Source organism: Kiloniella sp. (assembly GCF_048259265.1).
Lineage (GTDB): Bacteria > Pseudomonadota > Alphaproteobacteria > Kiloniellales > Kiloniellaceae > Kiloniella.
Genome location: NZ_JBLXHT010000005.1, coordinates 208,886 through 231,986, shown reverse-complemented (window position 1 = coordinate 231,986; position 23,101 = coordinate 208,886). Strand labels below are relative to the sequence as shown.

The window sequence follows — 23,101 nt, the reverse complement described above, 5'->3', positions numbered from 1 at the left end:
ATATAATAATGAAGTCCCGTTATATTGGCGGCGCTCTAACAGCCGTCGCTTTGGTTCTCTCAGCTGGCGCAGCTCATGCGGATGCAGCTGCAGCTAAGAACTGGGTAGAAAATGAATTTCAGCCTTCGACTTTGTCCAAAGCTGATCAAATGAAAGAAATGGAGTGGTTTGCAAAAGCTGCTGAGCCTTTCAAAGGCATGGAAATCAATGTGGTTTCCGAAACCATTACAACGCACGAGTACGAATCAAAAACTCTTGCCAAGGCTTTCTATGAAATCACAGGCATCAAGGTTAACCATGACCTGATCGGTGAAGGCGATGTTGTTGAAAAGCTGCAAACACAGATGCAGTCCGGTAAAAACATCTATGATGCCTACATCAACGATTCAGATCTTATTGGTACGCACTATCGTTACCAACAGGTTGTGCCACTTTCTGACTGGATTGCAGGTGAAGGTTCTGATGTAAGTAACCCGGATCTCGATCTTGGTGATTTCATCGGTACATCTTTCACTACTGGTCCTGATGGCAAGCTTTACCAGCTTCCTGTACAACAGTTCGCGAATCTATATTGGTTCCGTTATGACTGGTTCTCCGACCCTGATATCAAAGCTAAATTTAAAGCAAAATACGGCTATGATCTGGGCGTTCCGGTTAACTGGTCTGCTTATGAAGATATTGCCGACTTCTTTACAAATGACGTGAAAGAAATCGACGGTAAAACTATATATGGCCATATGGATTACGGTAAAAAAGATCCTTCACTTGGTTGGCGCTTTACTGATGCATGGTTGTCAATGGCTGGTGCTGGCGACAAAAACATTCCAAACGGTATACCGGTTGATGAATGGGGCATCCGTATGGAAGGCTGTAGCCCGGTTGGTTCTTCAGTATCACGTGGTGGCGCGACAAACGGTCCTGCTGCGGTTTACTCCGTAGCCAAATATGTTGATTGGCTCAAAGCTTATGCTCCACCATCAGCACCAGGCATGACCTTTGGTGAAGCTGGCCCAGTTCCTGCGCAAGGTGCTGTTGCACAGCAGATCTTCTGGTACACTGCCTTTACTGCTGACATGGTGAAAGACGGTCTTCCCGTTGTAAACGAAGACGGTACACCAAAATGGCGTATGGCACCTTCCCCACATGGTCCTTATTGGGAAGAAGGTCAGAAGCTTGGTTATCAGGATGCTGGTTCCTGGACTCTTATGAAATCCACACCAGTTGATCGTCGTAAAGCTGCATGGCTCTATGCACAGTTCACTGTTGCCAAAACGGTTTCTCTGAAGAAAAGTCACGTTGGTCTAACTTTCGTACGTGAAAGCGATATCCAGCATGAATCCTTCACAGAGCGTGCACCGAAACTTGGTGGTTTGGTCGAATTCTATCGTTCACCTGCCCGTCTTCAGTGGACACCAACAGGTATCAACGTTCCTGATTATCCAAAACTTGCACAGCTATGGTGGCAGAACATTGGTGATGCCAGCTCTGGTGCAAAAACACCTCAGGAAGCTATGGATGCACTTGCAGCTGCTCAAGATAAAGTTCTTGGTCGTCTGGAACGCGCAGGCGTACAGGGCGAGTGCGGACCTAAGCTGAACGAAGAAAAAGAAGCCAGCTACTGGCTGAATCAGCCTGGTTCTCCTAAAGCCAAATTGGCCAACGAGAAACCACAGGGTGAAACCGTTGATTATGACGAGCTTGTTAAAAGCTGGAACTAATTAACGCATTTCCTTGCGAATAGAAGGGCCGGAGGATTATTCCTCCGGCCCTTTTTCTGTTTGGGGTGGTTTGTATTTGATTTCATTGAGGTACTTTGAGGTACGATGCTTTAAGTACGTACATGTTATAATTAGCAAAGACGGTCAGGTTTTTTCTTATTTCATTGCCTAGGGTGCTTTTGAACGAAGAGGAGTGACCCACGTTTATGACGGTGTTATCTGTAAAATCTGTGACGCGGCTGGATTATGAGCGCCGTGTTCAGCGGGTAATGTTATATATTCGGCTAAACCTTGATCAGGCATTGGACCTGATTCAGTTGGCTAATATCGCGCATTTTTCTCCCTACCATTTTCACCGTATTTTCAAAGGGATGGTGGGGGAAAGTCTGACACATCATATACAAAGGTTACGACTAGAACGCGCAGCCAGTGCGCTGATCTATTCTAACCAGTCTGTAATGAATACAGCCTTTAATGCTGGATATGAAACACCTGAATCTTTTAGTCGTGCTTTTAAAAAACAGTTTGGTCTTTCTCCTCGTCGTTATCGAGAGGAAAGTGTGTTTCACTTTCCTGATACGGCCCCTGACGGACTTTGGGGCAAGGTAGCTGAGGCGCGTAATCTGCGGTCAGGATCAATATATGAATTTAAATATTCAGATAGAAACGCATGAAACGATGCATGTGGCCTATATCCATCATCAAGGAGATTATAACGATCTCGAACCTGTGTTTGATAGGTTGTACGAACGGGCAGCGGAGGCGGCTATATCGTTGGATGATAAGACGGAAATTTTTATGCTGACATATGATGACCCGAATATCACAGAAAGTCGTTATTTGAGGGCTGATATCGGGGTTGTAATCCCAGATGTCGCATCAAAAATCGGGGACTTGAAGGTACAAACAATCTCTGCAGGGAAGTATGCCGTTGCCCATTTTAAGGGGGTGTATGGTGATTTGAATCAGGCGTATGATTGGCTTTATGGCAGATGGCTCCCTGATTCTGGACATGAAGTTGACGATAGGCCCGCAATCGAGATCTATCACAATGATCCTGCGAAAGTCTTGGAAAAGGATCTCTTAACGGAAATACGCATTCCTTTGGTGATAAGCTGATGAAATACTTAAAAACAAAAATATCCAGAGTAATCGAGGCTGTTGTCCCGACTGTTAAAGTCATTGGTCTTAGTCTGGGGTTGAGCAGTGCTTTTTTAACGCAAAGCCATGCATCTTCTTACAACTATCTTGTTGTAAACGCACAAATTTACACTGTTGATAAAAAAATGCCATGGGCCGAAGCTGTCTTGGTTGAAGATGGTGTTATTGCTGCTGTGGGTACGGAAAAACAGCTTCTTGATATGGTGAAGACTGGGGTTGACGTTATTGATCTGGGAGGCCGCATGCTTATGCCGGGTTTTCAAGATCCTCATCTGCATGCCTTGGAAGCAGGTATCAATGAAACAGTTTGTTTTCTGCCTGCCGAAGGATCGAAAGAGATCTATCGTCAGGAAATTGCCTATTGCCTTGGTGAACAAAGTGAGGCGTCTTGGTTTATGGGGGCTGGTGTTTCCATGCCAGCTTTGTTGGAAACAGTGGAATCTCCCATGGTGTTTCTTGATCAATTAATTCCTGATCGACCAGCGTTTATTTTGGATAATCTCGGGCATGGAGCCTGGGCCAATACCAAGGCGATGGAAGCTGTGGGATATATGGATTTTCAAGCGACTCCTGAGATTAACCCACCGGGAGGGCTGATCGGCAGAAACCCTGTTACAGGTCGCTTAACGGGTGTTGTTTTTGAAAATGCGCAACAGAAACTTCGGAATGCAGCACTGCCGCCAACCAAGGAAAATGTTGATTTCGCTTATGAGAGCCTGCTTCAAGCTCTGGATCTATTAGCGGAGAATGGTATCACAACTGTGAGCGATGCAGGTGGTTATTGGCCTAGGGGGCATCAGGACGCTTGGATCCGTGCAGAAGAGGAAAACTTGCTGACGGTGCGTGCGAGTAATGCACTCTATCTTTACCCTGATTTACCCTTTGAAGAACAGATTGTCGAATTTCAAAAGCGTTATAGTAATGATCCTGAAAAGCTTCTGCGGTTTAATCAAGCCAAGGTTTATGTAGACGGTATCTTGTCTCAGGCAACTGGTGCGCTTTATCAGCCCTATGAAGCAAAACTCGATCTCCCGAAAGATTTGCAGAGGGGATTCCTATATTTTGAAGAAGAGATACTTTTTGGTTATGTAAGTGCTCTGGAGCAGCTAGGCTTTCAGGTTCATTTTCACGCGACGGGTGATCGAGGTGTCGGACTTGCTCTAGATGCCGTGGCGTACGCAGGAAAAGAGAACCCGCCAACGGACATTCAGCATCGTATAACGCACCTTTACTTAGTTGATAAGAAAGATATACCCCGGTTTAGTGAGTTAAATGTTATTACCGATTTTCAGCTTGCGTCAAGTTCGACCAATCCGGATACGAAACAATATCTTGCCGGATTTATTGGCAAACGATCAGAAAATTTGATGCCTGCTCTCAAACTTTATCAGGCTGGAGTTGAAGTAGTTCTAAGCAGTGATTGGGATGCTGAAGAGCTATCTCCCGTGATGAAAATTAAAGCCGTTCTTACCCAAAGAGACGGTGCTTTCGACCAAGTGGAAACAGTTATTGAAATGATGACGCTCAATGTCGCAAAACTATTGCAGCACGAGGATAAAACAGGATCGATTGAACAGGGGAAGTTGGCTGACTTCGTTGTGCTGGACCGCAATATTGTGGATATACCGATAAATGAGATCGGGTCTGTGAATGTAGAGGCAACACTTCTTGGCGGAGAACCGATTTATGATCCGAAAGGTTTGTTCGACTGATCTGCATCTTGCGTCTTGGTTCCAGCTCTTGACCCCAGGGTTTTGAACGGCGATAAAGCCTTTTCTTAAATCTTACTATCAACCGCTATTGGAATGGATCTTTTCCCATGAAGCGTATCTTCTCGGGCGTGCAGCCCACAGGGAACCTACATCTTGGCAATTATCTCGGCGCTATTCGTAATTTTGTGCGCCTTCAGGACGACTATGAGTGTATCTTCTGTGTCGTTGATATGCATGCCATTACTGTCTGGCAAGATCCTAAGCAGTTGATTGATAATACACGTGAAGTTGCGGCGTCATATCTGGCGGCGGGTGTTGATCCTGAAAAGCACATTATTTTTAATCAGTCACAAGTCTCTGCCCACGCCGAGCTTGGCTGGATCTTTAACTGTGTTTCCAGGATCGGTTGGTTGAACCGGATGACACAGTTTAAGGACAAGGCCGGAAAAAACCGTGAGAAAGCATCCACAGGTTTGTATGTCTATCCAAACCTGATGGCGGCGGATATTCTTGCTTATAAAGCAACTCATGTGCCGGTGGGTGAGGACCAGAAGCAACACCTTGAATTGACGCGTGATATCGCCATTAAGTTCAATAATGATTTCAATGTAGATCTTTTCCCTGTACCGGAACCTCTTATTTTTGGTGCTGCAACACGCATCATGTCTTTGCGTGACGGTAGTAAAAAGATGAGCAAGTCTGATCCATCGGATTACAGTCGTATCACCATGATGGATGATGCAGATACCGTTGCTAAAAAAATCAAGAAGGCAACGAGTGATCCACATTTAATCCCCGGTGCTGAAGTGTTGGGTGAAAATGGTAAATTGCTTGATGACGCCCGCAGAGAACGTCCGGAAGCGTTTAACTTGCTGTCTATCTATGCGGCGTTAAACGACAAAGAGCTTTCTGATGTCCTGGGTGAATTTGAAGGTAAAGGCTTTGCCGATTTTAAAAAATCTCTGACAGAAGTTGCGGTTACCAAGTTGGGACCAATGGGGTCGGAAATGAAACGATTGATGGATGATAAATCATACGTTGATTCTGTGCTCAAGCAGGGGGCTGATCGGGCTGCTAAGCTAGCAGAACCTGTGATGAAAGAAGTTTTTGAAGCTGTTGGTTTTTTACGGTCGTAACAAGTAAAAGCTTATCGTTACATGGAGCCAGTATAAATAATATTTGGCTCCACATGTCTTATGAAAAGGGTATCAGGTTTGTTTCTGATGCCCTTTTCTTTTAGGGAAGCGTTTGAAAAGAAAAGCACTGGTGTGTTTTTATAATTGGCCAAATTAAAAAAATATTAAGCAAAAAGTTGAAAAATAAAGAAAATATTCAATGGACCCCCTTTTCCTTTTTCGTGAAGCAGGATAGATTTCTTTAGGGGTGCTCCCTTGAAAGCCTATGAATAAAAACTTTCTGCCTGAAACGGTAGAACAGGGTAGAGCTAAATGAATACCTGTGAAAAGGGCGACTGACGGCAATGCAAATCTATCTGCCGATCGCTGAGATATCTGTCGACATAATCCTCTTATTGGCAATGGGGGGCGGTGTCGGACTGCTTTCGGGGATATTTGGTGTTGGGGGCGGCTTTTTGATGACGCCAATCCTGATTTTTGTCGGCGTTCCCCCTGCCGTTGCCGTTGCAACACAAGCAAACAATGTGATCGCGTCGTCGGTTTCTGGTGTTTTTGCCCATTGGAAACGGGGAAATGTTGATTTTCTGATGGGCTGGATATTGCTGGTTGGCGGCTTTATCGGGTCCACACTCGGTGTTGGCTTGTTTACTTTCCTAAAAAGTCTTGGCCAAATTGATCTTGTTATTAATCTTTCCTATGTGGTCTTTCTGGGTACGATCGGGCTTTTGATGATGCTCGAAGGTATCAAGGCTGTGTTCCGGCGCAGAAAGTCAGGGGGTGTTTCCCGTGGCAAGTTGCATGAACATAACTGGTTCCATGGTTTGCCGCTGAAAATGCGGTTTCGTAAATCCCGGCTTTATATTTCGGCGCTTTTGCCGCTAGGTATTGGTTTTTTTGTTGGTGTTCTCTCTGCCATTATGGGGGTTGGTGGTGGGTTCATTCTTGTGCCAGCAATGATCTATATGTTGGGTATGCCGACAGCGATGGTGATTGGAACATCGCTTTTCCAGATTATCTTTGTTGCTGCGAACGTGACTTTTTTACAGGCAGCTCAGAACCAGACCGTTGATGTTGTTCTCGCACTTTTACTGTTGGTTGGCTCTGTCCTCGGGGCCCAGGTTGGTACGCGGATAGGGGCCAAAATGCAGGGTGACTGGTTACGCCTGTTGCTGGGGATTCTGGTTGTCATGGTTTGTGGCAAACTGTTCCTTGATCTTTTGATCGAACCCGCTGATCTCTATGTTTTGGAGATGGTGTGATGATAACGTGTGCGACATCTCGGAGATACCGACTTTTTCCAGATAATAAAGCCTGCTCATTAAATGCTCTTTTGATGATTGTTTTATCATTTCTTTTTGTTTTGTCAGGAAAAGAGACGAAGGCCATTGAGGCGGATCTTTCCAGTCACCTTGTGGCAATTACGGCCGGATTTTCAGGTGATCGCATTCTTCTGTTTGGCAGTATTAATTCCCCAGGTGAAGTCATTGTCGTTGTGAGAGGGCCGGATACGGACTTTAAAGTACAACGAAAAGGGCAGGTCGCTGGGATCTGGATGAATACCGCGTCGATGAAGTTCGAAAGTGTGCCGAGTTTTTATTCCATAGCTTCAACGGGCCCAATTGAAGAAATATCCTCTTCGGCAACACGCGCGCTTAACGCCATCGGCTTTGACAATATCGGCCTTGAGCTTCCGGTAACAAAAGCTGCGGGGAAATTGGCCGATTCATGGAAAAAAGCTTTGCTTCGGAATCTGTTACGTAGCGGTAATTATCAGCTGGAAAACGCGGAAATAGTTTTTTTAGGCGAACATTTATTCCGGACAGAATTTGAGTTGCCTGCCAATGTGCCGACAGGGACGTATTCTGTCAGCGTCTATCATTTGCGTGATGGGCAAATCATTGACGCGCGAACGACACCCCTGACGGTATCAAAAATAGGGGCCGAAGCTGAAATTTATGACTATGCACACCTTCATGGTGCAATGTATGGTATTATCGCCATTGTGATTGCTTTGGTATCCGGCTGGATCGGTCATTTAATTTTCCGCAAGGGATAAGGCATGAGTGAAACAGAATCGACAGAATTGAAAATTGATCAAGAGACTGACGGTAAAAAATGCCGAAATCATGGATCTACAGATCGGATTTTCCTTGTCGTCGTCGATGATAGTGATGAGATGTTGCAGGCGATGCGCTTTGCGTGCCGCCGTGCACTTCATACGGGCGGGCGGGTTGCGCTTTTGTACGTCATTGAACCTGCCGAGTTTAATCACTGGGCGGCTGTCGGGGATCTGATGCAAGAAGAAGCCCGGGAAGAAGCCGAAGCTTTGTTGAATAAACTTGGCGAAGAAGTTCTTGAATACTCAGGGCAAATCCCTGTTCTTTACATGCGCGAAGGCGACCGGCGTGATGAGCTGGTCAAGCTTGTAAACGAAGACGATCAAATTTCTATCCTTGTTCTGGGCGCGAGTTCTGGTTCTGGGGGGCCTGGACCTCTTTTGACTGCGCTGATGGGGAAACATATTGGTAAGTTACGTGTGCCAATAACTGTTGTGCCTGATAATTTAGAGCCTGCTGAAATCGACGAAATCAGTTAAAGAAATATTCTATATGATTATTCATTGTGGATAGGGGCTTGAATAGCCCCTATAAGATTACATATAAGAACAACAATCATAGACCGATTTTTAAACGAGCAAGATATGTTTATCCAAACAGAACAGACGCCAAACCCAGCTACGCTAAAGTTTTTACCGGGATGTCCGGTACTTGACGGTGGTACGGCTTTCTTTGAAGCAAAAGAAGCGGCTTCAAATGCTCCTCTTGCTCTTAGATTGTTTGAAATCGAAGGCGTTACCGGGGTGTTTTTTGGCGGTGACTTTATTACGATTACCAAGGCAGAAGACAAAGAGTGGTATATTCTGAAGCCATCTATTCTTGGTACGATTATGGAGCATTTCACAGCGGGACGCCCTGTTATGACGGATGCTTCCGAGGCAATGTCTTCCCACGCTGAAGCAAGTGATGAAGACGATGATGAAATTGTGTCTCAGATCAAAGAGCTTCTGGATACACGTGTTCGTCCGGCTGTCGCACAGGACGGTGGAGATATCGTTTTCCACGGGTTCGAAAACGGTGTCGTTTATCTGCATATGCAAGGGGCGTGCGCGGGGTGCCCAAGCTCAACTGCGACTTTGAAGATGGGCATTGAGAATATGCTGCGTCACTATATTCCAGAAGTGTCTGAAGTCCGCGCTAGCGCCTGACTGGTATGGTCAATACTTAGGTACGATTAGATTTGTTCTAAAAAAATAAAGTCCCGGAGTTGTTTTCAACTTCGGGCTTTTTTTATTGGCTTTAGATTTTTAATTCAGGGGATGTAATACTGTTGCCCAAACCAACGCCAGCGCCCATCAGGACCGAGCATGGTACAGTTGAGGCGCGCCCGACCAGTCTTGAATGGTTCTTTTAATCTAACCTCAATACGGCCCCCACCCAGTTCCTGTAAGGTAAGTTCACCCTGAGAACTATAACAGTTTAGCCCTCGATAGGATCCGTCTACACGGGGAATAATCTGTGAACCGATGGTAAACCCGATGAGGGGTGGATTTGTCGCTTCACTGAGGGTTAAGTCTTCGGGTAAAACGGCTGATACGGGTAATGGTAAACTGTTGATGGCTAGTTGGAATCGTTCCATTGTGCCAAAGCGGTCATTGAATGGGTAGCGCGGTAAAGCCATCAGATCGGAATTGTGATCAATGGCACCGGAATGCTGACCAAAGGCTGCTTTAAAACCTGCGGCTCTTAAAACACTTTGCAGGTTATTACTGATCTCGCCATAGGGGTAAGCAAACAGATTTGGCTGTTTACCCAAAGCACGCCTGAAAGTTTGATTCGATTGATCAATAATCTGTTTTTGCTCTCGTTGTGATAAGTGGGCAATATGTCTGAGTTCGCTGGCGTGATTTCCTATGGTTACAAGAGGATCTGATGCAAGCTCTCTTATTTGGGACCAAGTCATATACCCGACCCGATTTTGGTCTACTGCCGATGTCGTTACAAATACAGTTATAGGAAGATTTGCTTTTTGTAGGGCGGGCCAAGCTGTTTCGTAGAAAGAAAGATAGGCATCATCTATTGTTATTGAAACGGCACGATCCGGCAATGGTGAATTATTTTTGAGGGCATCAACGACATCTAGAAGAGGGATCACGTTGTACTGCTTGTTTTGAAGCTCTTGGATATGATCAGCAAAGATGGAGAGAGCCGTGCTGGTCGTTGGGTATTTACTTTCTTCAAAGCGTTGATACATAACAACAACGGCACCGTTTCTATTAACGTCTTCAATAGACTTTTTCGTTTCTTGTGTTGAAGCGGTCTTTTCAAAACCAATTAGGCCAAGGGTGATTGCGAGGAAAAAGGAAAGTAATTGAAAACGGTGTGTTTTAAACATTTTCGATAGTTCAGCTTCTTTGCTCTCTAATGTTACTTTAATGCCAGCCCTAATAAGAGGCGATCATTGGTGGTCTTCAATTGTAACAAAGCAGCATCAAGGATATAAGCCATAATGTTATTTTGTCTTTTAAGCTATGAGCTATGTTAACCTGAGTGTCAAAGGGATGGTTTCACGATAATGCAGGCGGATAATTCATTGTTGCTTGGTTTGGATACTGCGGGGTCTTCTTGTTCCGTTGCTGTTATGGACAAAGGCCAAGTATTGGCTTCACGTATAGAGACAATGCGGCGTGGACAATCAGAGCGCCTTTTGCCAATCGTGCAAGAGATTTTGGATGAAGCAGGGAAAGAATTGCTGGATATGGCAGGGTTTGCTGTTACGACAGGTCCAGGCGGATTTACTGGTGTGCGTATTGGTTTAGCCACCGCTCAGGGTTTTGCACTTGCCTGCGATAAGCAACTTGTCGGGATTAATAATTTTAAAGTTCTTGCCCGCGGTGTGCCGATAGTTGAAAAGGTCAAAGATATTCAAATCGTTGTCATCATTGATGCTAAACGTGCAGATCTGTTTGTTCAAAGCTTTGATTCAAAACTGAATTCGTTGACAGAGCCGTTTGCTGCGCTTCCAGAAAATTTAAGTGATCTTTTGCCAGAGGGTAATTTACTTTTGGTCGGGGATGGTATTGATCAGGCATATGAATACTTGAAAAAAGCTGGACGAAAGATTGCGATTTCAACCTCATCTGCGAATGCTGATGCTCAAAATTTGTTGTTCTGTGCCGTTGAGCACCAGCTTTTTGACAAGAAAAATAAGTCGGTTGAGCCGCTATATTTACGGGCACCGGATGTTTCCTTACCCAAAGACAAGCCGACGTTCTAGATAATGGCATGAGTGAATCAGAGGAAATCATTCTGTGTGGTATTGAGCATGCTGAATTGTTGGCAGAAATGCATTCAAGGTCATTTGCCGAAGCTGCATGGAATGCAAAAGATTTTTTGGGATTACTTGTTCAAAAAACAAATAAAGGGTTTATCTATTGTAATGATAGAAAGCCAGTAGGGTTTATTCTTTGGCAAGAAGTTGTTGGAGAAGCTGAAATATTGACATTTTGTGTTGATCCAGATTTCCGAAGGTTGGGCTATTCAAAGAATATAATCGCTAAATTATTTGAGTACCTTACTCAAGTATCTGTTAATAAAATGTTTTTAGAGGTTTCCGAAGATAATATTATTGCGCTATCGCTCTATAAGGTGATGGGATTTGTGGAAATTTCTCGAAGATCCAAATACTACCACAAACCAGATGGTTCAACTGTTGATGCAGTTATCATGTCTGTGGATATTTAAATGACTTCTGGCGTTATTGTTAGTAAATAAAAGAATATACATATTTTACCGAAACTAACTTGAAATTTGTAAGAAATAACTTTAATTCACCTATTGGTATGTTATGAATTAAATAATATTTTGATCATTAAAAGATAACTTTATATTGGGAAAGAACAGTCATACTATGTCTGAAGATAACTCCTCGTTAGAATTAGTCGAGCTTACTACTAGTCTTGTTTCCGCACATGTTTCCAATAATTCTGTTGCCGTAGCAGACTTGCCTCAATTAATCCGCGAGGTCTACGGCACTTTATCCACATTGGGTCAGGAAGAAAAGAAAGAGCCAGAGCGTCCTACGCCAGCTGTATCTATTAAAAAGTCTATCACACCAGAATTTATTGTATGTCTCGAAGACGGCAAGAAGCTTAAAATGCTTAAACGCCATTTGAAAACAGCCTATAACATGACACCGGAAGAATATCGCGAGCGTTGGGGCTTGCCGCAAGATTATCCAATGGTTGCGCCTAACTATGCAAAACAACGTAGTTCCTTGGCGAAACAGATTGGCTTGGGGACAAAAGCAAACAGGAATAAGTAATCATTTTTCTTTGAACTGGTTAGCCGTAAAAAAAGCGCTATCAGGCTTTTCTCAGTAGCGCATTTTGTGTACATTAGAATTGTTCAAAAAAGTACTGTATCCATTAACGATGAGCTCAGGGTAATTATGGCATCAAAACTGGAAGTTCTTTGTGCTGAAAAAGGTCTGAAGATGACCGAGCAGCGAAGAGTAATTGCAAGGGTTCTTTCTGATTCTACGGACCATCCTGATGTGGAGCAGGTTTATCACCGTGCTTCTAAGCTAGATTCGAAGATATCTATCGCGACTGTCTATCGGACTGTTAAGCTGTTTGAAGAAGCCAATATTCTTGAGCGTCACGACTTTGGGGATGGCCGCGCCCGTTACGAAGAAGTCACAGAGCGGGTTCACGATCATCTCATTGATGTAAATTCTGGTGAAGTTTTGGAATTTTCTGATGACGAAATTCATGAACTTTTGAATAAGATGGCGCAAAAGCTTGGTTATCGCTTGATCGATCATCGTCTTGAACTTTATGCTGTGCGTGAAGGCTGTAGTGCAATAAAATAGACACAATTTTCTGGCACAGTCCTCGCCATGTTTAAATTTGCCATGTTTACCAGGGAACACGCTGAGCATGAATGAGGGTACTTCACGACCCGTCGATGTAACTGCGGGACAACTTACAATCCGTTTGGCCGAGAGCGAACGGGAGATTTTGGCTGCGCAAAATCTGCGATATGATATTTTTTATCGTGAGAACTCCGCACAGCCTACTCCTGAGATGGCAGCAGAGAATCGGGACTTTGATAGCTTTGATCCTTTTTGCGATCATCTGCTTGTTTTTGATAATGACCGGGGTACTGGCCCAGACGCTGTTGTTGGCACTTATCGTGTGATGAGGCGTGAAGGCGCGAAAAAGCGGGGGCAATTTTACTCAGTTGATGAATTCAACCTGGAAAAACTGCTGAACTTTGATGGCGAAATTCTGGAACTGGGGCGGTCTTGTATCGATCAGGAATATAGACGCGGTTCAACGATGCAGCTTTTATGGCGCGGTATCGCCCAGTATGTTTTCACCTATGACATTCGTTACATGTTTGGCTGCGCAAGTTTGCACGGTGTTGATCCAGAGCAGATGAAGCTGCCGTTATCTTATCTATACCACAATCACTTGGCGGATACAGATATTAGACCCAAAGCCCTGCCGGAAAGATTTAGTTCTATGGATCTTATGCCTGCTGATCAGATTGATCCGAAGGCTGCAATCAAAGAGCTTCCGCCTTTAATTAAGGGGTATCTCAGGCTTGGTGGTGTTATTGGAGATGGCGCTGTGATTGATGAGCAATTCGGTACCACGGATGTTTGCGTGATTGTCGAGACAAGCCGGGTAACAGATAAATATTATAAACATTATCGCCGTGAAACGGACAATGCAGCTCAACAGGTAGCATGATATGTCGGACATTGCTGTAGCTTCTGGTTTGGGCTCTGATTTAAGAGCCTCATGCCGCTTGGTTGTCTATGTCCTGTTCACCTTGGCTCTGATGCCGTTACAGCTTCTTCTTTTACTCCTTCGTTTGCCTGGACGGTATAAGCTACCCCTCTGGTATCATAATTCGACGTGTTTTTTTAATGGTATTAAGATCGTCACCCGGGGCCAACAAAGTACGCGCCAACCGACACTGTATGTATCCAATCATGTTTCTTATCTGGACATTTCTGTTTTGGGTAGCCTGATTGACGGGCATTTTGTGGCGAAGTCCGAAGTTGGTAACTGGCCATTTTTTGGATGGCTGGCGAAGTTATCCGGTACGGTTTTTATTCAACGTCGTCGCCATAAGTCCAGCGAAAGTCGTGACAACATGGCAAAGCGACTTGGAAATGGGCGCGATCTGATTTTATTTCCCGAGGGAACATCAAGCGATGGTACGCGGGTTTTACCTTTTAAATCGGCGCTCTTTTCTGTTGCTCAGGCTTCGAAAAACGATAGCCCCTTGCTGGTTCAGCCAATCTCTATTACATACACCCGGTTGGATGGTATGCCGATGGGTCGTTTATGGCGGCCCTTTTATGCTTGGTATGGTGATATGGAATTGCCCGGGCATTTATGGCATGCGCTGGCGATGGGGGTTTTAACTGTAGAGGTTGAGTTCCTAGAGCCAGTAGAAGCGAGTTCCTTCGCGAATAGGAAAGCAATGGCCAGTCACTGTCATAAAGCAGTATCTGGCGGCGTTTCCAATGCCCTGAGAGGGCAGCGATTACCGATAGCTTCAAATCCCAACAGATGGTAATTTAACAAGGTGTTTGAACGGTTTGTCATAAACATGACCGCAAATAACACTAGGCTGAATTGGTAATTACGTTGGCAAAAAAGCTCTATATTAAGACCTATGGCTGTCAAATGAACGTCTATGATACGGTTCGTATGACAGATGTTCTGGCTCCTCTGGGATACGAGACCGTGAATAGCCCTGACGTGGCTGATATGGTGATTCTCAATACCTGTCATATACGCGAAAAAGCTTCTGAGAAGGTTTTCTCTGAGCTTGGGCAGTTACGTCGTCTCAAGGAGAAGCGCGAATCCGCTGGTGAGCGCATGCTGATTGGTGTTGCCGGTTGTGTGGCACAGGCTGAAGGCGAAGAGATTTTACGCCGTGCAAAACAGGTTGATATGGTGTTTGGTCCGCAAACCTATCACCGTTTACCTGAAATGGTCACAAAAGCGCTTGGTAATACCACTGGCCGGGGTATTTCTGACACGGATTTCCCTGTTGAATCCAAATTTGATTTTCTGCCGGAAGAAAGCCAAACGCACGGCCCGTCGGCTTTCCTTTCTGTTCAGGAAGGCTGTGACAAGTTCTGTACCTTCTGTGTCGTTCCCTATACTCGTGGCGCTGAATTTTCTCGTCCGGTAACGGCGATTGTTGACGAGGCCAAGCGTCTGGTTGCCAACGGTACGCGTGAAGTTACTCTTCTTGGTCAAAATGTGAACGGCTATCATGGTGAGGGTGCTGATGGTAAAACGTGGCGTTTGGGGCGATTACTCAGAGAGCTTGCAGAAGTTGATGGTATTGAACGCCTTCGCTATGTGACATCGCATCCAAATGATATGGATGACGAGCTTATTGATACTCACCGTGACCTTTCAGAGTTAATGCCCTATTTGCATTTACCAATTCAAAGTGGTTCTGACCGCATATTGGAAATGATGAATCGTAAACACACTGGCGATGAATATCGGCGGGTAATTGACAAGCTTCGCGATGCTTGTCCTGAATTGGCTCTGTCGTCTGACTTTATTATTGGATTTCCAGGCGAAAGTGATCAGGACTTCGCAGACACGCTACGTCTGGTTACTGATATTAATTATGCTCAAGCTTATTCCTTTAAATATAGTCCACGTCCGGGGACGCCAGCTGCAGGTATTGATGCGCAGGTTCCAGAGGATGTTAAGTCAACACGTCTGGCAATGTTACAGGAATTGCTTAATGCACAGCAAATGTCGTTTAACCAGAGCATGATCGGGAAGACACTTTCGGTTTTGATTGAACGCAAAGGTCGCGAAACTGGGCAGTTAGGCGGGCGCAGTCCGTACATGCAATCTGTCTTTGTGCAGGCTCCTGAACGTTTGATGGGGCAAATTGTTGATGTCAAAATAGAGACAGCAAAACCAAATTCTTTAACAGGTTCAGTAGTAACAGGTGACTTTGGCGGTTTTGACGCGCATAATATAGGGCATGCCAAAGCCGGAATGGAGGGACGCATTTGACAGCCAGAGCTCGTAACGGACAAGCCGCCCGTGGTGCACGGCAAAATAAATTAATTGAGTTTGATGATAACAGTCTTCTTCCCATGCTTTATGGGGAACATGACCAACATCTAGTTCGATTGGAACAGCACCTCGGTGTGGATCTCGCTTCGCGCGGTAATCAGGTATCGATAAGCGGTAATAAAGATTCTGTAGCGACAGCAAAGGTTGTTTTAAAGGCACTATATGAACGGTTGCAAAAGGGTTTGGACGTCGGTGATGGCGAGGTTGATGCGGTTGTTCGTATGGCGCAAATAACACCGGATGTTGATGAAACAGAAAAAGCAGTAGAATCAACACATGGCGATGAGTTGGCGATTGTAACGCGCAAAAGGCGTCTTAATCCACGTTCGCCAGGTCAAGCCGCTTATATAAAGGCAATGCAACGTCACGAGTTGGTTTTTGGTGTCGGCCCTGCTGGAACCGGCAAGACCTATATGGCTGTTGCTTATGGGGTTTCCTTGTTATTGAACGGTGATGTTGAGCGCATTATTCTATCGCGCCCAGCTGTCGAAGCGGGCGAACGCCTTGGTTTCCTTCCTGGAGACATGAAAGACAAGGTCGATCCGTATTTGCGTCCGCTTTATGATGCTTTGCATGATATGCTTCCTTCGGATCAAGTTATGGGCCGGCTGGAAAACGGTGAAATTGAGATCGCGCCTCTTGCTTTTATGCGTGGCCGTACTCTGTCGAATGCCTTTGTTATTCTGGATGAAGCCCAGAATACAACTCCTGTGCAGATGAAAATGTTTTTGACCCGGCTTGGAGAGCGGTCGCGAATGGTTGTGACGGGTGATATGTCACAGGTGGACTTGCCAAAGGGGCAACTGTCTGGCCTACGGGATGCAACTCAAACCCTTGCCAAATTGGAAGAAGTTGGTTTCGTGCAGTTTGCTCATGCAGATATTGTTCGTCATGAACTGGTTACAAAAATTGTTCGTGCCTATGATAATCATGAAAATAAAGGTGAAACAAAAGAAAGAGATTTCTTTGATGGCTAACCCGTCGATAACCTGTCTGGTGTCAGAGGGGGCTTTATTAGGCAGGCAGATAGATGTCTGATCTGATTATGACTGAAGCGTTGGAACGGTCTTTGAGCAATGAAGGTGCTTCGTTTATGTCTTCGGGGTTCGATGTATCCGTTGAGCTGAGAGAACCACAGTGGTCTGAGCTTCTCCCGCACCATCAAGCACTTATCCATCGGGCTGTAATTGCCTCTTATGTCTTTGCTGGTTTTTCAGCAAGCCCTTCTTCATCTGAGACGACGTTGATTTCGGAAGCGGAACTATCTGTTGTTTTGGCAAATGATGTTTCTGTTCAGGCTTTGAATAACGAATACCGGAGTAAAGACAAGCCAACGAACGTTCTTTCTTTCTCGACACTTGATGACCCGGACGAGGCTGACCTTGCCTCTCAACGTGGTGTTTTGCCGCTTGGCGATATTGTTTTATCTATTGAAACCTTGATTTTAGAAGCAAATGAGCAATCTAAAAGGCTGGAAGATCATTTTTCGCATCTTTTGGTGCATGGTGTTTTGCATTTGTTGGGGTATGATCATATTGAAGATGATGATGCACTTGAGATGGAAGGGCTTGAGGTAGAAATTTTGAATAGGCTTGGCGTTAATAACCCTTACGAGCTTGATGGCGATCGGCTTTTACAGGGTATGATAGATGAGTGAAATATCAGGAAATAGTAAGTCGCTGCGCGACCAGGATGCAGAGGCATCGTCGCGCGGCGGACTATGGAATTGGTTGACACGTAGCTTTGGTTTCAAAAATGGCGATTCCAGTCTTCGTGAGACGATGGAAGAAATCATTGAGGAAATCGAAGGCAGCGAAGATGAAGCTGCATCATTGACTCCGATTGGGGAAGACGAGCGTGTTATGCTCGGGAATATCCTAAAGCTTCGCCATCTGACCTGTTCTGACGTGATGGTGCCCCGTGCTGATATTATCGCCGTGGATTTGGATACTTCCATCGGGGATCTTATCGATATGATGAGCCGCGCAGGGCATTCAAGACTACCTGTCTTTCGGGAAACGCTGGATGATGTCATTGGTATGGTCCATATCAAGGACGTTTTGGAATATTCAAAGGGCGCGCGCAATCCAAACTTGGCCAGTATTGTTCGTCGTGTTTTGATCATTGCCCCATCCATGCGGGCGATTGACTTGCTTTTGGAAATGCGCATGTCGCGCGTCCACATGGCTTTGATTGTGGATGAATTCGGCGGAATTGATGGGCTTGTCACGATTGAAGACCTTGTCGAGGAGATCGTCGGCGAGATTGAGGATGAGCATGATACCGACGAAGGCCCGCGTTTATACCCGCGTCCCGATGGTTCTTTTGTAGCTGATGCGCGCTGCCCGATTGAGGAACTTGAAGAAAAGATAGGTCCTATTCTGACCGACGAAGAACGCGATGAAGACATTGATACTCTTGGGGGAGTCGTCTTCTGGCTTGCTGATCGTGTACCTGCGAGAGGTGAATTGATTGAACATGAGGAAACAGCCGTTATGTTTGAGGTCCTCGATGCTGATCCACGCAAAATTAAGCGCTTGAAAGTATGGAAGAATACGGCAACAGATAGCGAAGAACAAAAAGAAGGCTAAGCCAGTATGGTGATTGGGCGGGGACTGGCAGGTGTTTATAGCCTGAGCCAAAATCTACAAGAAATTAGAGGTTGGAAACGCTATGGTATCGCCGCCGTTCTGGGGGGGCTATCTGCAACCGCTTTTGCACCTTTGTTTTTTATACCTTTCTTGATTCCTGCCTTTGTTGGTCTTTTGTGGCTCTGGAAAGGTGCTGAAGCTCCCAAAAAAGCAGCCTTTATCGGGTGGGCATTTGGGACGGGATATTTCGCTGTTGGCCTCTATTGGGTTGGTGCAGCTTTTCTGGTTAATAGCGCTCGCCACGCCTGGTTAATGCCCTTTGCGATTCTTGCCTTGGCGGCAGGAATGGGGCTTTTTCATCTCCTTATCGGTTACGTAATGGGGCGGCTTAGTTTTAAAGGCATAGAGCGGGTTCTGGCCTTCTCGGCAATCTGGTTATTTGTCGAGTGGCTTCGGTCTTGGATTTTTACAGGATTTCCTTGGAATCTTATCGGTTCAGTTTGGACTTTCTCTGATCAAATGATTCAGTTTGCAAGCTTAACTGGCGTCTGGGGCTTGAGTCTCCTTTCTCTTCTTGTTGCCAGTGCACCAGCAGTGTTGTTTGAAAGTTCCAAGGTTCCATTTTCAGAAATGAAACGCCGTGTTGCCTTCGTGCTCCTTGTTCTGAGTCTGCCCTTACTTGTTTGGGGCTACGGTGCCTTTAGATTAAGTGCAGCATCGACGGGTAGTGAAGCCTTCGTTGACAACATAAAAATGCGTCTTGTTCAGCCAAACATAAATCAGGCTGACAAATGGAAACCGGACCTGCGGGGGGAACACATTGTAACGCAAATGGGGCTAAGCGCAGGTGAGGGATTCAAGGATATTACCCATGTAATCTGGGCAGAAACAGCCGTGCCTTTTTTATTGTCTGGGGATAAGGAGTTACGTTCCGTTATTTCAAGAGTCGTTCCGCCATCTGGATATTTGATTACGGGTGCACCAAGAGTTGAAGAGCTGTCTGTTGGTGGAGGTATTGAGCGGAGCTTCCGGAACTCCATGCATGTCCTTGATCGCCGCGGTGAAATTATCGACACTTATGACAAGTTCCATCTTGTCCCCTTTGGTGAGTACGTGCCTTTGAAAGACTGGGTGCCGTTCCTAAAAAAAATGACGGCCGGAAGCTCTGATTTTACACCGGGCGAAGGGCTCCGTACGATGAATGTTCCTGGGCTCCCTAGGATGAGCATGTTGATTTGCTATGAGATTATTTTCCCCGGTGCTGTTGCCGATTCTTCCAAAAGACCAGACTGGATACTCAATGCAACCAACGATGGTTGGTTCGGAATAACCAGTGGTCCCTATCAGCATTTTGGGATGGCACAACTCAGGGCTGTTGAAGAAGGTCTTCCTATTATCCGTGTTGCGAACACGGGTATCTCAGCTTCCATTGATGCTTATGGGCGTGTGGTCAAGAGTATTGGTTTGGGAGAAAAGGGTGTTGTTGACACAGGGCTGCCAAAAAAAATCTCTGGGAAAACTTTGTTTTCGATCATTGGCAATTTCTCTGTACTGCTACTAATCAGCCTTCTTCTACTACCACTGGTAATCAGGCGTAAAAAGTAGTGAAAGACTAATAAAATACACTCTTTTGAAAGAAATAAGTTGACTACATACGATAGTATGCATAAATTTACTCGTATAGATGGTTGCTTGTGTGTAGTTTAGAAAGAGTGGAATTATGGGTCGAGTACAAGAAAACGAACCAGTTCGTGGTAAAGGAAAGCCAAATCCAGTTGATGTTCATGTAGGTAGTAGAGTTCGATTGCGTCGGACCCTTCTGGGCATGAGTCAAGAAAAGTTGGGCGAAGCTATTGGTCTGACTTTCCAGCAAGTTCAGAAATACGAGCGCGGTGCAAACCGTGTTGGCGCCAGTCGTTTGTACGACTTGGCACGCGTTCTCGAAGTGCCTGTTGGGTATTTCTTCGCAGATATGCCTGATGAAGTTGCTTCACAGTCACCTGTCCGCTTGCGCGAAATGAGTGAAGAAAAGGTTGAAGCTTTTGTTCACGAAGCTGACCCGATGGCGAAACGCGAAACGCTTGAGTTGGTTAGAGCCTATTACAAGATTGTTGATCCGCAAGTGCGTAAACGTCTTTTTGAGATGACAAAAGCCTTGGGGACTGCTGCTGAAACTGCTGCTGAAGGTGCTGCCAAAGCATAAGTTTTTGTAGGTTAGAGTAAGAAATATCAGCTTAAAGTTTGTTTTATGGATGAATCATTCATTTAAGCATTGCATTCCAGAGCGCGATCAGGCATTCCTGATCGCGTTTTGCATTATATGCATTTTTCGTTATATAGTGCATTTGGTCGGGCATGGGTCGCACTATCGTTACTTTCCGGTGTCACGATCAATTTTTTTTATAATCATATAGAAAGGGGTTGTCGTGCGACTTGGCAGCTATCTTTTCACAAGCGAGTCCGTGTCTGAAGGACACCCTGACAAAGTTTGTGATCGCGTATCAGATTCTATCGTAGATCTATACCTCTCTCACGATCCGCAGTCCCGTATTGCGGTTGAGACACTTGCAACAACTAACCGGATCGTTTTGGCCGGTGAAGTTCGTGGCCCTGCTTCGGTGACACCAGATGTCATTGAGGACGTGGCTCGTCAGGCTGTTCGTGACATTGGCTATGAACAAGACGGTTTTCATTGGAAGAACATGGATGTGCAGAACTTCATCCATGAGCAGTCTGTGGATATCGCCCAGGGCGTAGATGCCGCTGGTAATAAAGATGAAGGTGCTGGCGATCAGGGTATTATGTTCGGTTATGCCTGTAAGGAAACCGAAGGTTATATGCCTGCTCCTATTTTCTATTCTCACAATATTCTACGTTCTTTGGCTGATGTTCGTCATTCGGGTGAAGAACCCGGTTTGGGGCCAGATGCCAAAAGCCAGGTGACTCTAGAATACGTTGATGGAAAACCTGTTCGTGCAACGTCTGTTGTTGTGTCCACTCAGCATGCTGAGGGTATGGATAGTGATCAGATTCGTGAAATCGTACGACGTCACGTCGAAAAAGAACTTCCACAGGGTTGGATGTGTTCTGACGATGAATTCTATGTAAATCCAACCGGGCGCTTTGTTATTGGTGGTCCCGATGGTGATGCAGGTCTGACGGGTCGTAAGATCATTGTTGATACCTATGGTGGCGCAGCCCCGCATGGTGGTGGTGCTTTCTCTGGTAAAGATCCGACCAAGGTTGACCGTTCAGCAGCTTATGCCGCACGTTATCTTGCGAAAAATGTTGTTGGTGCCGGCCTTGCCGAGCGCTGCACAATTCAGGTTTCTTACGCAATTGGCGTGTCCAAGCCGCTTTCACTCTATGTGAACACGCATGGCACAGGCCAGTTTGATGAGCAGAAGCTTCCAGAAATCCTAATGGATATTATGGACCTTTCCCCACGTGGTATTCGTGAGCACTTGGCTTTGAACAAGCCTGTTTATGCGCGTACAGCAGCCTACGGCCACTTTGGCCGTCGTCCCGAAGATGATGGAGGCTTCTCATGGGAGCGCCTAGGTCTTGTGGATAACCTAAAGTCAGCTTTTAATCTTTAAGAGCTGAGTAGACGTAGAGTAAGAAGATGAGCGATCCTGTTAAACGTAGTACTTTTTATGGCCGTCGACAGGGTCGCCCTCTGCGAAAAAAGGCAACGGAGCTTGTTGAGACAGTTCTGCCAAAAATCCAGATAAGGTTGGGCAACCCCGAAGATATCACCCCCTATAATCTGGATGACATGTTTGGGCGATCTGATCATGAAACGTGGCTTGAAATCGGTTTTGGCGGTGGTGAACATCTGGCTTGGCAAGCAGAGCACAATCCTGATGTTAATTTGATCGGTGCTGAGTATTTTATCAATGGTGTTGCGAGCTTGCTTGGCCACCTTGATGATAACGGTGCTGAGAATGTTCGTGTCTATCGGGGTGACGTACGGGATATGATGCCGTTCTTGCCTAAGAACTCTCTCAGCAAGGTTTTTATACTTTTCCCGGACCCTTGGCATAAAGCCCGTCACAACAAGCGTCGTATCGTCCAGATTGAAACACTGGACTTGCTGGCAGATTTGCTGGTGGACGGTGGTGAGCTTCGAATGGCAACGGATGATATGGGGTATCTGCAATGGATGCTTGAAAGAACCGTTCCTCACCCGTTGTTTACTTGGCAGGCTGAATCAAAAAGCGACTGGAATCAGCGCACAGAAGATTGGCCTAAGACACGTTATGAAGAAAAAGCTTTGAAAAAAGGCCTCAAGCCCGGGTATTTGCGTTTTAAAAGGGTGCCACGGACATAAATTTCTCAAGTTGTGTCCGCCCGCTAAATATATGTTAATCAGCACTTTTATGGTGGCTTTAGAAAAGCGCTTGCACTGTAATGAGGCTGAGGTTACAGTGCGCGCGGGACACACTTTGTTGTAGCCCGCTACATCGAAGTTTTGAAAGCGGGCCTTAAGGCCCATTTTTTGTATCTAAATTCAGCGTCTAATGTTGTTTTTATGTCTTTGATCAATGGCATAACCCAAAAGCATAGAAGTAGACGCGTATGCAAA

At 45.5% G+C, this 23,101-nt stretch carries 24 protein-coding genes; 23 read left to right on the top strand and 1 reads right to left on the bottom strand.

All coding sequences use genetic code 11. From position 1 onward, the window contains the following. Nucleotides 1-8: 8 nt before the first annotated feature. From ACN0QW_RS10675 to ACN0QW_RS10635, 9 genes are all read left to right on the top strand, one after another. On the top strand, nt 9-1,718 hold the full coding sequence (locus ACN0QW_RS10675) for an ABC transporter substrate-binding protein (RefSeq protein WP_299379583.1): 1,710 nt from the start codon (nt 9-11) through the stop codon (nt 1,716-1,718). A 206-nt stretch (nt 1,719-1,924) separates the two neighbouring features. Beyond that, the gene (locus tag ACN0QW_RS10670) at nt 1,925-2,392 is read left to right on the top strand and encodes a helix-turn-helix domain-containing protein (protein WP_417431317.1); all 468 of its coding nucleotides are present in this window, start codon (nt 1,925-1,927) and stop codon (nt 2,390-2,392) included. After that, nucleotides 2,361-2,837, top strand: a complete 477-nt coding sequence (locus ACN0QW_RS10665) for an AraC family transcriptional regulator (protein WP_417431315.1) — start codon at nt 2,361-2,363, stop codon at nt 2,835-2,837. Before ACN0QW_RS10670 ends, ACN0QW_RS10665 begins: the two co-directional genes overlap by 32 nt. Next, nucleotides 2,837-4,591, top strand: a complete 1,755-nt coding sequence (locus ACN0QW_RS10660; protein ID WP_417431313.1) for an amidohydrolase — start codon at nt 2,837-2,839, stop codon at nt 4,589-4,591. The genes ACN0QW_RS10665 and ACN0QW_RS10660 overlap by 1 nt, the downstream gene beginning before the upstream one ends. 107 nt (nt 4,592-4,698) lie before the next feature. Next, a complete protein-coding gene (trpS, locus tag ACN0QW_RS10655; RefSeq protein ID WP_417431311.1) occupies nt 4,699-5,727 on the top strand; it encodes a tryptophan--tRNA ligase in 1,029 nt (342 codons plus the stop codon). Nucleotides 5,728-6,071: 344 nt separating this feature from the next. Continuing rightward, the gene (locus ACN0QW_RS10650; RefSeq protein WP_417431309.1) at nt 6,072-6,986 is read left to right on the top strand and encodes a sulfite exporter TauE/SafE family protein; all 915 of its coding nucleotides are present in this window, start codon (nt 6,072-6,074) and stop codon (nt 6,984-6,986) included. Further along, nucleotides 6,986-7,783, top strand: a complete 798-nt coding sequence (locus ACN0QW_RS10645) for a TIGR02186 family protein (protein WP_299379564.1) — start codon at nt 6,986-6,988, stop codon at nt 7,781-7,783. Before ACN0QW_RS10650 ends, ACN0QW_RS10645 begins: the two co-directional genes overlap by 1 nt. A gap of 3 nt (nt 7,784-7,786) precedes the next feature. Further along, on the top strand, nt 7,787-8,323 hold the full coding sequence (locus ACN0QW_RS10640) for a universal stress protein (RefSeq protein WP_299379561.1): 537 nt from the start codon (nt 7,787-7,789) through the stop codon (nt 8,321-8,323). 105 nt (nt 8,324-8,428) lie between these two features. After that, nucleotides 8,429-8,992 carry a NifU family protein gene (locus ACN0QW_RS10635; protein ID WP_417431306.1) on the top strand — a complete coding sequence of 188 codons (564 nt, stop codon included), beginning with the start codon at nt 8,429-8,431 and terminating at the stop codon, nt 8,990-8,992. A 104-nt stretch (nt 8,993-9,096) separates the two neighbouring features. On the opposite strand, the gene ACN0QW_RS10630 is transcribed toward ACN0QW_RS10635, so the two are convergent. Further along, nucleotides 9,097-10,179: a polysaccharide deacetylase family protein gene (locus ACN0QW_RS10630; protein ID WP_417431304.1), complete on the bottom strand. Its 1,083-nt coding sequence runs from the start codon at nt 10,177-10,179 to the stop codon at nt 9,097-9,099. Nucleotides 10,180-10,359: 180 nt separating this feature from the next. On the opposite strand from ACN0QW_RS10630, the gene tsaB reads away from it, so the two are divergent. The 14 genes from tsaB to trmB all read left to right on the top strand — a co-directional run bounded on the left by tsaB (nt 10,360) and on the right by trmB (nt 22,846). Next, nucleotides 10,360-11,061, top strand: a complete 702-nt coding sequence (gene tsaB / locus ACN0QW_RS10625) for a tRNA (adenosine(37)-N6)-threonylcarbamoyltransferase complex dimerization subunit type 1 TsaB (RefSeq protein WP_417431302.1) — start codon at nt 10,360-10,362, stop codon at nt 11,059-11,061. An 8-nt stretch (nt 11,062-11,069) separates the two neighbouring features. Then, nucleotides 11,070-11,528 carry a ribosomal protein S18-alanine N-acetyltransferase gene (rimI, locus tag ACN0QW_RS10620; protein ID WP_417431300.1) on the top strand — a complete coding sequence of 153 codons (459 nt, stop codon included), beginning with the start codon at nt 11,070-11,072 and terminating at the stop codon, nt 11,526-11,528. A 166-nt stretch (nt 11,529-11,694) separates the two neighbouring features. Next, on the top strand, nt 11,695-12,108 hold the full coding sequence (locus ACN0QW_RS10615; protein WP_417431298.1) for a MucR family transcriptional regulator: 414 nt from the start codon (nt 11,695-11,697) through the stop codon (nt 12,106-12,108). Nucleotides 12,109-12,234: 126 nt separating this feature from the next. Beyond that, a complete protein-coding gene (locus ACN0QW_RS10610; RefSeq protein ID WP_299379548.1) occupies nt 12,235-12,657 on the top strand; it encodes a Fur family transcriptional regulator in 423 nt (140 codons plus the stop codon). 67 nt (nt 12,658-12,724) lie between these two features. Next, nucleotides 12,725-13,543, top strand: a complete 819-nt coding sequence (locus ACN0QW_RS10605) for a GNAT family N-acetyltransferase (RefSeq protein WP_299379545.1) — start codon at nt 12,725-12,727, stop codon at nt 13,541-13,543. 1 nt (nt 13,544) lies between these two features. Then, nucleotides 13,545-14,381 carry a lysophospholipid acyltransferase family protein gene (locus tag ACN0QW_RS10600; protein ID WP_299379542.1) on the top strand — a complete coding sequence of 279 codons (837 nt, stop codon included), beginning with the start codon at nt 13,545-13,547 and terminating at the stop codon, nt 14,379-14,381. Between the two features lie 71 nt (nt 14,382-14,452). Beyond that, nucleotides 14,453-15,859 (top strand): tRNA (N6-isopentenyl adenosine(37)-C2)-methylthiotransferase MiaB, encoded by a 1,407-nt coding sequence (gene miaB / locus ACN0QW_RS10595; RefSeq protein WP_417431295.1) that lies wholly within the window; start codon nt 14,453-14,455, stop codon nt 15,857-15,859. 83 nt (nt 15,860-15,942) lie between these two features. Beyond that, on the top strand, nt 15,943-16,899 hold the full coding sequence (locus tag ACN0QW_RS10590) for a PhoH family protein (protein ID WP_417431389.1): 957 nt from the start codon (nt 15,943-15,945) through the stop codon (nt 16,897-16,899). Nucleotides 16,900-16,952: 53 nt separating this feature from the next. Further along, nucleotides 16,953-17,579, top strand: coding sequence for an rRNA maturation RNase YbeY (ybeY, locus tag ACN0QW_RS10585; protein ID WP_417431293.1), 627 nt, complete (start codon nt 16,953-16,955; stop codon nt 17,577-17,579). After that, nucleotides 17,572-18,513 (top strand): hemolysin family protein, encoded by a 942-nt coding sequence (locus ACN0QW_RS10580; RefSeq protein ID WP_299379537.1) that lies wholly within the window; start codon nt 17,572-17,574, stop codon nt 18,511-18,513. The genes ybeY and ACN0QW_RS10580 overlap by 8 nt, the downstream gene beginning before the upstream one ends. A gap of 6 nt (nt 18,514-18,519) precedes the next feature. Further along, the gene (lnt, locus tag ACN0QW_RS10575) at nt 18,520-20,118 is read left to right on the top strand and encodes an apolipoprotein N-acyltransferase (RefSeq protein WP_417431290.1); all 1,599 of its coding nucleotides are present in this window, start codon (nt 18,520-18,522) and stop codon (nt 20,116-20,118) included. Nucleotides 20,119-20,233: 115 nt separating this feature from the next. Then, nucleotides 20,234-20,716, top strand: coding sequence for a helix-turn-helix domain-containing protein (locus ACN0QW_RS10570; RefSeq protein WP_417431288.1), 483 nt, complete (start codon nt 20,234-20,236; stop codon nt 20,714-20,716). A gap of 223 nt (nt 20,717-20,939) precedes the next feature. Then, nucleotides 20,940-22,112, top strand: a complete 1,173-nt coding sequence (metK, locus tag ACN0QW_RS10565; protein ID WP_417431286.1) for a methionine adenosyltransferase — start codon at nt 20,940-20,942, stop codon at nt 22,110-22,112. Nucleotides 22,113-22,138: 26 nt separating this feature from the next. Then, nucleotides 22,139-22,846 (top strand): tRNA (guanosine(46)-N7)-methyltransferase TrmB, encoded by a 708-nt coding sequence (trmB, locus tag ACN0QW_RS10560; protein ID WP_417431284.1) that lies wholly within the window; start codon nt 22,139-22,141, stop codon nt 22,844-22,846. Nucleotides 22,847-23,101 lie beyond the last annotated feature (255 nt).